A 9,697-nucleotide genomic window follows, 5' to 3' on the forward strand; every position below is an offset into this window, starting at 1 on the left:
CCGCCGCCCAGGGAGTCGCGGCCGCCACCGTGTACGGGGCGCTGGTGCTGGCCGCCAGCCTGCCCGGCGCGGCGGTGCTGGTGTGGCACCGGCCGGCTTCCCGGCTGACCGGCGACTGTCGGTGATCCGGCCTACGGTGAGGGTGCGAGGTGTGCGTTGCCGGCCTGTCCGGCAGCCCCGGACGGAGGAGAACGATGGACGACAGGCTGCCCACCGCTACGGTCCGGACCCAGGTCATGGTCCCGCTGCGCTTCCCCGACGGATACGTCACCAGCGCCCGGGTCTACTCCTTCCACGGGCTGGTCGACGGCCGGGAGCACCTCGCCTTCGGGCTCGGTGACCGGGCCGGCGGCGACCTGCCGGACGACGACCTGCCGCCGCCGCTGGTGCGCCCGCACAGCGAGTGCCTCACCGGGGACGTCTTCGGCAGCCAGCGCTGCGACTGCGGGCCACAGCTGCGCGAGGCGGTCGAGCGGATCGCCGAGGCCGGGGGCTACCTGCTCTACCTGCGCCAGGAGGGCCGGGGCATCGGCCTGTACGCCAAGCTCGACGCGTACGCGCTGCAGGACGGGGGCCTGGACACCTACGAGGCGAACCTGGCGCTGGGCCGGGGCGCCGACGAGCGCGACTACACTGTGGCCGCGCAGATGCTCGCCGCGCTGGGCGTGAACCGCGTGGCCCTGCTCAGCAACAACCCGGACAAGGCCGACCAGCTCGCCCGGCTGGGCGTGACGGTGGTCGACCGGGTGCTCACCGGCGTGCACCTGTCCCCGACCAACGCGGGCTACCTCGCGGCCAAGGTGGCCCGCGCCGACCACGCCCTCGACCTGCCGTTCGTGCCGTGAGCACCCGGCCGTACGTGCTGCTCAGCTGCGCGATGTCGATCGACGGGTACATCGACGACGCGTCCACCGAGCGGCTGCTGCTCTCCAACGACTCCGACCTCGACCGGGTCGACGAGGTGCGGGCGGCCTGCGACGCGATCCTGGTCGGCGCGGCCACCGTCCGGCGAGACGACCCGCGGCTGCTGGTGCGCTCCGCGCGGCGGCGTGCCGACCGGGTGGCGCGCGGCCTGCCCCCGTCGCCGGTGAAGGTCACCGTCACCGGCAGCGGCGACCTCCACCCGACGGCCCGGTTCTTCACCTTCGGCGACGGCGCGAAGCTGGTCTACTGCCCGAGCGGCGCGGTGGAGAAGACGCGCGAGCAGGTGGGCGACGTGGCGACCGTGGTCGACGGTGGTGAGCCGGTCACCGCGGCGGCGGTGGTCGACGATCTGGCCGACCGGGGCGTACGCCGGCTCATGGTGGAGGGCGGAGGCACCCTGCACTGCCAGTTCCTCACCGCCGGTCTCGCCGACGAGTTGCACCTGGTGGTGGCGCCGTTCTTCGTCGGGGACTGCCGGGCGCCGCGCTTCGTCCGGGACGGCCGCTTCCCCTGGCACCCGGGCCGCCGCGCCCGGGTGATCGAGGTGCGCCAGATCGACGACGTCGTCCTCACCCGCTACGCCCTCTCCGACCGCTGCGGGGTGTAGGGGCGCTCCACGACGCCAGGTCGGCGAGGCGGCGCGGTCCGAAGCGTCGAAATGCCGCCACCTCGGCGACACGCCCCGGCCGGTTCAGGACGCCGGGCTCGGCAGGCCCAGTGTCTCGTCGATCCGGTTCAGCACCGCCAGGTCGTCCTTGCCGACCCCGCGCAGCAGGTCGATCGCGGTGGCCCGGATCTGCCCGACGATCATGACCACCGGCAGCGGCGGCCGGGACCCGAGCAGCTCGGCGGCGAGCCGCACGGCCTCGAGCGCGGCTTCGTCGGCCCGGTTCGCGTGCTGGTCGGCGTCGCGGCCGGTCAGGTCCTCGGCCAGGGCCGCGCCGGCGGCGCGTACCGCCTCGGTGAGGCAGCCGATCGCGGCGGCCAGCCGCGGCGGGCTGGTGGCGTGCAGCCGGGCCAGGGTGACCGCGTTGCGGGCCAGCACCCGGATGTTGCGTACCGCGTAGTCGAGCTGCCGCGCAGTGTCCTCGACCTGCCCGAGCTGGCCGAGGTGCCGCCGGCGGCGGACCCGCAGCCGCAGCGACTCGGCGGAGGCCTGGACCGCGGAGCGCAGCCGTTCCACGCAGCCGTCCACCGCCCGCGCCTCGTCCAGCGCCGCCTGGGCGGCCTCGGCGTCGCACCGGTCGAGCGCGGCGTTCACCCGGTCGAGCACATCGGCGAGGTCGGCGTACGTCTGCCGGGCCGCGGCGACCAGCGGGGCCAGCGGATCCCGGCCGACCACAAGCTGGCTCGCGACGAGGGCGACCGCCCCGCCGATCAACGCGTCGACGAACCGGAACGGCCGGAAGTCGCCCTTCGGTGCGGCGACCACCACCAGGTAGAGCGCGGAGATCGTGGTCTGGAAGATCAGCGTGTTGCTCGCGCCGGCCGCCACCGTGACGCCCAGGGTGACCAGCAGGACGAGGAGCATCGTCAGCGTGCCCGGGCCGAGCGCGTGGATCACCAGGTCGGCGATGAGCACCCCGCCGGCGACGCCGAGGACCAGTTCGACGGTCTGCCGCACCTGCCGTCCCCGGGACTCCCCGAGCACCACGAGTGCCGCGGTCGGCGCGAAGAACGGATCGGGGTGCCCGATCAGTCGGGCGGCGATCAGCCAGGCCACCGTCGCCGCCACGGTTCCCTCGACCACCGGAATCCACGCCTGCCGCAGCCGGCCCACGACGGCCTTCCACCACCTGCCCACGGGCGCCCGTCCTCCTATCCAGCGGACCGGCGCACCCACGGACTCTCCGTTCCGGCCGTAGGGCCTCCTACCCGCGGAGTTGATCGTCGTAACCGGACGGCTCCCGCGGGCTGTCAGAGCACCTGGGACAGAAAGCGGCGCAGCCGGGGATGCTGTGGGGATTCGAAGACGGCGGCCGGCTCGCCGGCTTCGAGGACCACGCCGCCGTCCATGAAGGCCACCGTGTCGGCGACCTCGCGGGCGAAGCCCATCTCGTGGGTGACCACCACCATGGTCATCCCGGCGGCGGACAGGTCGGCCATCACTCCGAGCACGCCCTTGACCAGCTCGGGGTCGAGCGCAGAGGTGGCCTCGTCGAAGAGCATCACCTGGGGGCGCAGGGCCAGCGCCCGGGCGATCGCCACCCGCTGCTGCTGGCCGCCGGAGAGCTGCGCCGGCCGGGCGTCGGCCTTGGCGGCCAGCCCGACCAGGTCGAGCTGCTCCCGGGCGATCCGCACCGCCTCGTCCTCGGGCAGCTTCTTCAACCTGCGCAGGGCGAGGGTGATGTTGCGCAGCACGGACATGTGCGGGAAGAGGTTGAACTGCTGGAACACCATGCCGATCCGTTGGCGCAGCGCGTCCGGGTCGTCGCCCAGCACGCTGCGCCCGTCCAGCAGCACGTCGCCGCGGTCCGGCTCGATCAGCCGGTTGATGGTCCGCAGCAGGGTGGACTTGCCGGAGCCGGACGGGCCGATCACGCAGGCGGTGCCGCCGCGGGCCACCGTCAGGTCGGCGCCGCGCAGCACGCGGTGCGCGCCGAAGGCCAGATGCACGTCCCGGACGGCGAGGCTGACCGAGGTGGCGGTGGCGGTGGTGGTGGTCATCGCGGGTCCTTTCCGGCCGCGGGCACGAACTCGGCGTCGAGGTCGGGGGCGGCGACCGCCCGGCCCTGGCGCAGCCGGCGGTCGATCCAGTTGACCGCGTGGGTCAGCGGCACCGTCAGCACCAGGTAGAACAGGCCGGCCAGCAGCAGGGCGGACTCGTTGCCGGTGGTGGCCGCGTAGTCCTGGCCGATCCGGAACAGCTCCCGCTGGCTGGCCACCAGGCCGAGGAAGTAGACCAGGCTGGAGTCCTTGATCAGGGCGATCAGCTGGTTCACCCAGGCCGGCAGTACCCGGCGTACCCCCTGCGGGACGATCACCAGACGCATCGCCTCGCCCCAGGAGAAGCCGAGCGCGCGGGCCCCCTCCAGCTGGGCGGCCTCGACGCTCTGGATGCCGGAGCGGAAGATCTCCCCGATGTAGGCGGCGGCGATCAGCGACAGCGCCAGCACCCCGAGCGGGTAGGGGTTGGGGCCCCAGACCTGCATGCCCAGCGGCGCCAGCCCGACGCCGATGAGCAGGATGGTCGCCGCCGCCGGCAGGCCGCGGAACACGTCGGTGTAGACCCGGGCCGGCCAGCGCAGCCATCGGGTACGCGAGATGCCGGCGATCGCCAGCAGCATGCCCAGCGCCGAGCCGAGCAGGGCGGCGGAGACCGCCAGGATCAGGGTGTTGGGCAGCCCGACGGTGAGCATCTCGGGCAGCGCCTCGCGCATGGCGTGCCAGTCGAAGAAGGTCTCCCAGAGGGTGCTCAGTGGATCCATGGCTCCGTCCGCCCTGCTCGTCTCTGTCGCCGTGGGTCAGGAGGCCGCCGAGGCCGACGGCACCGCGACCGTGCCGCTGCCCGGCTTGAAGTCGGCCGGGATCGGCCGGCCCGGGTAGTACTGCGTCTGGAGCCTGCTCCAGGTGCCGTCGGCGATCACCTCGTCGAGGCCCTTGTTCAGTGCCTCGCGCAGCTTGTCGTTCCCCTTCGCCACGGCGTACGCCGTCGGGGCCGGGCTGAGCTGCTTGGCCGCCACCTTGATCTTGCCGTTGCTGTCGGCGGCGGAGGTGTCGCCGATCTCGGCGGGGGCGATCCAGGCGTCGGCGGTGCCGGCCTTGAGCTGGTTGATCGCGCCGTTGTAGTCCGGCACCCGCACCGGGTTCAGGTTCTGCTTCGTGGCGTAGTCGTCCTGCACGGTGCCCTGCACGACCACCACCCGCTTGCCGGCGAGCTGGTCGAAGCCGGTGATCGGCGAGCCGGCCGGCACGTCGAGCCCGAAGTAGCCGAAGTCGTAGCCGTTGCCGAAGTCGACGGTCTTCTTCCGCGCCTCGGTGATCGTGATGGAGGAGCTGCCCACGTCGAACTTGTGGTTGTTGACCTGGGACAGCAGCGCCGAGAAGTCGGTGCCGACGAACTCCACCTTCAGGCCGGCCTTGGCCGCGACCGCGGTGAGCAGGTCGTTGTCGAAGCCGGTGAACTTGCCGTCCTTCAGGTAGACGTTCGGCGGCGCGTCGGTGAGCGTGCCGGCCCGGAGCACGCCGGGCTGGAGCAGCCCGTACGGGTTGGCGGCCTCGTCGGTGGAGCCGTTGTCGCCGCAGGCGGTGAGGGCGGTGGCGGCCAGCACGGCGGCGGCGCCGAGCGCGGCGACGCGGGACAGCGTGGAACGGATGCGCACAGGTTTCTCCAGAGGGGACTGCGGCGCGGGCGCGCGCCGACGACGGCGCCGTCAACCGGGACGGGGCCGTGGCGGTGGAACTAAGGAAGGAGGGGGGTGGCGCTCAGCGGGCGCCGGCGCGACGACAGGCGTCGCTGCACACCCGCATCAGGTCGACGTGCCGGCGCTTGACCAGCGCGAAGCGGGCCGGGTAGGCGACGCCGTCGACGGGCGGGGTGCGGAAGTGAGCAGACATGGTTTTCCCCCTGGTCGTTGCTGACCTGGGTACCAGGCCACGCTTGCACCGGCGGCTGCCGGTGCCTGGTCCTCACCCGGGGCACCCCACCGCGGAGGAGGGTTGCCGGCCAGCGAGCCGGGGCTTGACGCTGGCGCTCATGACCTGCCGAGAAGGCTAGCAGCAGCCCCGCCCGGCTCGTCCAGCGGTTATGACCACCCTCACGCGGCGACCCTTACCGGCGGGCCGGCATGATCGGCGCGTCCCGCCCGGTGCCGTGCTGGGACGAGCGCTTGCTCTCGTGGTAGTCCTGCTCGACGTTGACCGTCCAGACGTCGTGGTCGGCGCCGTGGGCGATGTTCTCGGCCGCCAGCATGGCCGTGAGCATCGAGTGGTCCGCGTTGTTGTAGCGGTGCATGCCGTTGCGGCCGACCGGGTGCACGTTCGGTACCTCCCGGCCCAGCCAGTCCCGGATCACGTCGATGTTGTGCTGGTACCGCTCGTCGTACACGGGGTAGGCCTTCGGCATGCGGACCACGTACCCGGTCTCCACGCAGCCGGGGCGGACCAGCCCGAGCCGCTCCAACTCGGCGGTGGCGAAGGCGATCAGCTCCTCGTCCGGGGTACGCCACATCTCGTCGTCCTCGAAGACGAAGTACTCCAGCCCCAGGCAGGTCCGCCCGTCCTTGACCAGGTACGGCGACCAGGAGCCGAAGTTCTGGATCCGGCCCACCTTCGCGGCCGGGTCGTGCACGTAGATCCAGTTGTCCGGGAAGGAGAACTCCTCCGGCACGACCAGCGCCACGGTCAGGAAGTCCCGGTAGCGCAGATCGTCGGCGGCGGCCCGGACCTCCGGCGGTGCCGGCGGTCGCATGGCCCGCACCAGCGCGGAGATCGGCATCGAGGAGATCACGTGGTCGGCCTGCTCGGTCCGTTCCCCGGAGCCGTCGCGCACGGTCACGCCGGTCGCGCGGCGGGCCGTGGGATCGCGGTGCACCGCGGTCACCCAGCTGTTCAGCCGGACCGTCCCGCCGCGCTTCTCGACCTCCTCGGTGCAGCGCTCCCACATCATCCCGGGGCCGTGCTTGGGGTACTGGAACTCCTCGATCAGGCTGGTCACGTCCTTGCGCTTGCGGCTGGGCAGCAGGGCGTTGAGGACCGCGGTGGAGAGCGAGAGGTTCTTGATCCGCTGGGCCGCCCAGTCCGCCTGCAGCTGGTCGGCCGGCATCCCCCAGACCTTCTCCGTGTAGGTCTTGAAGAAGATCGAGTAGAGCCGCCAGCCGAACCGGGCGGACACCCAGCCCTCGAAGTGGGACTGGTCCCGGGGCGGGCGCAGCCGGGCCCGGCCGTACGAGCCGACGCAGCGCAGCGCCTCCAGCAGGCCGAGGTTGCGCAGGGCGTTGCCGGCGTTGAGCGGGTAGTCGTACAGGGCGCCCCGGTAGTAGATCCGGCTCATCCGCGGTCGGAGCAGGAAGTCCTCGTCCGGCAGGATCTCGTGCCAGAAGTTTTCCACCCGGGAGACCTTGGTGAAGAACCGGTGGCCGCCGATGTCGAACCGCCAGCCGTCCCGCTGCACGGTCCGGCTGATCCCGCCGACGACGTCGTCCGCCTCGTACACCCGGACCGGTTCGCCGTGCCGCAGCAACTCGTACGCCGCCGTGAGGCCTGCCGGTCCCGCCCCGATGACCACCGTGCCGTTGTCGCCGTTCATGCCGTCCGTGCCCCCCGCCGCCAGCGTGCCGATTGCGGGAGCGCCCTTACCCGTCCCACGGCCCGACTCACCTGCCGGGCGCCGACCCGAAGGGATGAACCGGCCCAGCCGGGCCGGCAGGTGTGAACCGGGACGAACCGGGAATGCGGGCCGGTGGTTCGCAGGGTGATCGGTGGGGGTGGGATGGGGGACGAGCACACGGCTGCCCCGGCGGGCGACGCGGGGACCCGGTGGACGGCGCGGCTGGCCGCGGCCGGCTCCGGCCTGGCGGGGCGGATCCCCAGCCCGTGGGGCTTCGTGCTCGCCGTCTTCGTCGGCTCGAAGGCCGTGCTCACCCTGGTCGGCGTGCTGGTGCTGGCCGGCTGGGACCTGACCTCCGGCGGGCCGCCGGCCGACGAGACGATGATGCGCAGCCAGCAGGAGGCCATCTCGTCGCACCGTTGGATCTCGCTCTGGTTCGCCTGGGACTCGTTCCTCTACGACCACCTGGCCCGGCTGCCGCTGGACCAGCCGTGGCGGGACTTCGGCTTCCCGCTGCTCTACCCGTTCCTGGCCCGGCCGCTCGCGCCGCTGCTCGGTGGGCACACCGCCTGGGCGCTGCTGCTGATCAGCAACATCGCGCTGGTGGTCCAGCTCTACTACGCGTACCGGCTGGGCGGGCGGCTGCTGGGCGCGGACGGGGACGACCCGGGGGCCGGCCGCCGGTTCACCCGCTACCTGCTGCTGTTGCCGACCGCCTTCCTGTTCCAGGCGGCCCTTACCGAGTCGCTCTTCGTCTGCCTCGCCCTGGCCGCCTTCTGGTACGCCGAGCAGCGCCGCTGGCTGGTGGTGGGGATCGTCGGCTACTTCCTGGCGCTGAGCCGCTCGGTCGGCTTCGCGGTGGTGATCCCGCTCGCGCTGGTGCTGCTGAGCCAGCACGGGTGGCGCCTGAACGGCCGCAGCCTGCTGCGGTACCTGCGCCTGGGCTGGCCGCTGCTGCTCGTCCCCGCCGGCTGGCTGACCTTCATGGCGTTCTGCCGGTGGCAGAGCGGCGACTGGTTCGCCTACCAGCACGCCCAGGAGAAGGGCTGGGGGATCAGGGTGCAGGACCCCCTGTGGGTGGCCTGGCACGCGCTGACCGACGGCAACTCCGCCGACGCGCTCCGGGTCTGGCTGGCGGTGGCCGTGGTGGTCGTGGCCGTGGTCGGGCTGCGTCGGCGGGCCGAGTGGCCGTACCTGGTCTACACGCTCGTCGTGGTGCTGGTGCCGCTCTCGATGGGGCCGCCCGTGTACAAGAGCCTGCTGCGCTACCTGCTGGCCGCGTTTCCGGTTGCCCTGGTGCTGGCCCGCTGGGCCCGGCGCGGCGGGGTGGACCGGTGGCTGGCCGTCGCGCTGGCGGTGCTGCAGGGCGGCCTGTTCGCGCTCTGGCTGACCTACTGGACGCACTTCATCATCTGACCGGCCGGCGGCGCGCCGCCTGCTTCGACCGGGCACTAGATTGCTGGGATGTTCGCTCTCGCCCTGACCGACGACGCCGAGCTGCGCCCGCTGGAGCCGTGGCACGCCGACCAGTTCCTGGCCAACCTCGACCGGTGCCGGGAGCACATCTCCCCCTGGGTGGGTGCCTCCTTCGTGGCCACCGACGCCGAGTCCGCCCGCAAGGTGCTGCAGAACTACGCCGACCGGTGGGCGCGCGACGACGGCGGCATCTGGGGCATCTGGCAGCGCGGCACCCTGGTCGGCGGGGTGCTCTTCGTCTCCCTCAACACCACCACCGGCGTCGGTGAGGCCGGCTGCTGGCTGGAGCCGGCGGCCGAGGGGCAGGGCCTGGTCACCCGCGCGGCCCGCGTGATCATCGACTGGGCGATCCGGGACCGCGGTATCCATCGGGTGGAGTGGGTGACCAAGGCCGGCAACGAGCGCAGCGTCGCCGTGGCGCGGCGGCTCGGCATGCGCCGCGACGGGGTCCTCCGCGACGCCGTCCCGACCCCGACGGGCCGGGCCGACATGGAGGTCTGGTCGGTGCTCGCCCCGGAGTGGAAGCCGGAAGGATAGGGGTCCGCGCGGCCCGGGGGCGGGCACGTGGCGGAGTTTTGTCGTACCCGGACGTCAACATCGGTCCATGGCTGCCCCCGCCCTGGCCGACCGGTCCCCCCAGCCGCGCTTTCTGCCGCTGCGCGAGGTCCGCACCCGGCTCACCCAGCTCGTCACCCTCGCCGAGTTGACCGACACCGTCACCGTCGTCACCCGCGACGGCGACCCCCGGCCGATCGCCGCGATCGTGCCCGCGGCCGCCGCCCGCACCGCGGCCCAGGCCCGGGCCGACACCGATCGGGTCGCCGCGATCAGCGCCGGCTGGGCGCGCCGGCTGGAGGAGCTGCACCGGCAGAGCAGCCGGCGGCACGAGGCCGAGCGGCGCGCGCTCACCGACGCGCTCGCCGCGGTCTGGGCCGAGCTCGACCGGCGGGCCCCGGCGGGCGACCCGGCCATCGCCCGGCTCCGGGCAGCCCACGCCGACCTGCTGCGCGAGTGACCGTGCCGCACCAC

At 73.1% G+C, this 9,697-nt stretch carries 11 protein-coding genes, 1 pseudogene and 1 riboswitch; of the genes and pseudogenes, 6 read left to right on the plus strand and 6 right to left on the minus strand.

Annotated elements, in window-relative coordinates:
- From ACWEVO_RS19405 to ACWEVO_RS19415, 3 genes and pseudogenes are all read left to right on the plus strand, one after another.
- Positions 1-125 (plus strand): annotated as a pseudogene (locus ACWEVO_RS19405) (UPF0104 family protein); the annotation flags it as partial.
- A gap of 69 nt (positions 126-194) precedes the next feature.
- Positions 195-845 (plus strand): GTP cyclohydrolase II, encoded by a 651-nt coding sequence (locus ACWEVO_RS19410; protein WP_452308925.1) that lies wholly within the window; start codon positions 195-197, stop codon positions 843-845.
- Positions 842-1,531, plus strand: a complete 690-nt coding sequence (locus ACWEVO_RS19415) for a RibD family protein (protein WP_452308926.1) — start codon at positions 842-844, stop codon at positions 1,529-1,531. Before ACWEVO_RS19410 ends, ACWEVO_RS19415 begins: the two co-directional genes overlap by 4 nt.
- An 84-nt stretch (positions 1,532-1,615) precedes the next feature.
- On the opposite strand, the gene ACWEVO_RS19420 is transcribed toward ACWEVO_RS19415, so the two are convergent.
- The 6 genes from ACWEVO_RS19420 to ACWEVO_RS19445 all read right to left on the minus strand — a co-directional run bounded on the left by ACWEVO_RS19420 (position 1,616) and on the right by ACWEVO_RS19445 (position 7,171).
- Positions 1,616-2,728 (minus strand): FUSC family protein, encoded by a 1,113-nt coding sequence (locus ACWEVO_RS19420; RefSeq protein WP_452308927.1) that lies wholly within the window; start codon positions 2,726-2,728, stop codon positions 1,616-1,618.
- Positions 2,729-2,841: 113 nt separating this feature from the next.
- Positions 2,842-3,591 carry an amino acid ABC transporter ATP-binding protein gene (locus ACWEVO_RS19425; protein ID WP_452308928.1) on the minus strand — a complete coding sequence of 250 codons (750 nt, stop codon included), beginning with the start codon at positions 3,589-3,591 and terminating at the stop codon, positions 2,842-2,844.
- Positions 3,588-4,352, minus strand: a complete 765-nt coding sequence (locus ACWEVO_RS19430) for an amino acid ABC transporter permease (protein WP_452308929.1) — start codon at positions 4,350-4,352, stop codon at positions 3,588-3,590. Before ACWEVO_RS19430 ends, ACWEVO_RS19425 begins: the two co-directional genes overlap by 4 nt.
- Positions 4,353-4,388: 36 nt before the next feature.
- On the minus strand, positions 4,389-5,246 hold the full coding sequence (locus ACWEVO_RS19435; RefSeq protein ID WP_452308930.1) for an ABC transporter substrate-binding protein: 858 nt from the start codon (positions 5,244-5,246) through the stop codon (positions 4,389-4,391).
- Positions 5,247-5,349: 103 nt separating this feature from the next.
- Entirely contained in the window at positions 5,350-5,481 is a 132-nt protein-coding gene (locus ACWEVO_RS19440) for a hypothetical protein (RefSeq protein ID WP_265010468.1), read from the minus strand.
- A gap of 34 nt (positions 5,482-5,515) precedes the next feature.
- Positions 5,516-5,626: riboswitch (SAM riboswitch) on the minus strand.
- 69 nt (positions 5,627-5,695) lie between these two features.
- Positions 5,696-7,171 carry an NAD(P)/FAD-dependent oxidoreductase gene (locus ACWEVO_RS19445; RefSeq protein WP_452308931.1) on the minus strand — a complete coding sequence of 492 codons (1,476 nt, stop codon included), beginning with the start codon at positions 7,169-7,171 and terminating at the stop codon, positions 5,696-5,698.
- 183 nt (positions 7,172-7,354) lie between these two features.
- Between ACWEVO_RS19445 and ACWEVO_RS19450 the strand changes: the two genes are divergently transcribed.
- From ACWEVO_RS19450 to ACWEVO_RS19460, 3 genes are all read left to right on the plus strand, one after another.
- On the plus strand, positions 7,355-8,608 hold the full coding sequence (locus ACWEVO_RS19450) for a hypothetical protein (RefSeq protein WP_452308932.1): 1,254 nt from the start codon (positions 7,355-7,357) through the stop codon (positions 8,606-8,608).
- Between the two features lie 48 nt (positions 8,609-8,656).
- Complete coding sequence (locus tag ACWEVO_RS19455; protein ID WP_452308933.1) at positions 8,657-9,205, plus strand: GNAT family N-acetyltransferase; 549 nt, start codon at positions 8,657-8,659, stop codon at positions 9,203-9,205.
- 67 nt (positions 9,206-9,272) lie between these two features.
- On the plus strand, positions 9,273-9,683 hold the full coding sequence (locus tag ACWEVO_RS19460) for a type II toxin-antitoxin system Phd/YefM family antitoxin (RefSeq protein ID WP_452308934.1): 411 nt from the start codon (positions 9,273-9,275) through the stop codon (positions 9,681-9,683).
- Positions 9,684-9,697 lie beyond the last annotated feature (14 nt).

Source organism: Micromonospora sp. NPDC003776, from assembly GCF_053605645.1.

Bases quoted from the DNA above. Each gene is read 5' to 3' on its own strand.
- ACWEVO_RS19410 (WP_452308925.1), top strand. From the start codon at position 195: ATGGACGACAGGCTGCCCACCGCTACGGTCCGGACCCAGGTCATGGTC.
- ACWEVO_RS19425 (WP_452308928.1), bottom strand. From the start codon at position 3,591: ATGACCACCACCACCGCCACCGCCACCTCGGTCAGCCTCGCCGTCCGG.
- ACWEVO_RS19430 (WP_452308929.1), bottom strand. From the start codon at position 4,352: ATGGATCCACTGAGCACCCTCTGGGAGACCTTCTTCGACTGGCACGCC.
- ACWEVO_RS19440 (WP_265010468.1), bottom strand. From the start codon at position 5,481: ATGTCTGCTCACTTCCGCACCCCGCCCGTCGACGGCGTCGCCTACCCG.
- ACWEVO_RS19445 (WP_452308931.1), bottom strand. From the start codon at position 7,171: ATGAACGGCGACAACGGCACGGTGGTCATCGGGGCGGGACCGGCAGGC.
- ACWEVO_RS19450 (WP_452308932.1), top strand. From the start codon at position 7,355: ATGGGGGACGAGCACACGGCTGCCCCGGCGGGCGACGCGGGGACCCGG.
- ACWEVO_RS19455 (WP_452308933.1), top strand. From the start codon at position 8,657: ATGTTCGCTCTCGCCCTGACCGACGACGCCGAGCTGCGCCCGCTGGAG.
- ACWEVO_RS19460 (WP_452308934.1), top strand. From the start codon at position 9,273: ATGGCTGCCCCCGCCCTGGCCGACCGGTCCCCCCAGCCGCGCTTTCTG.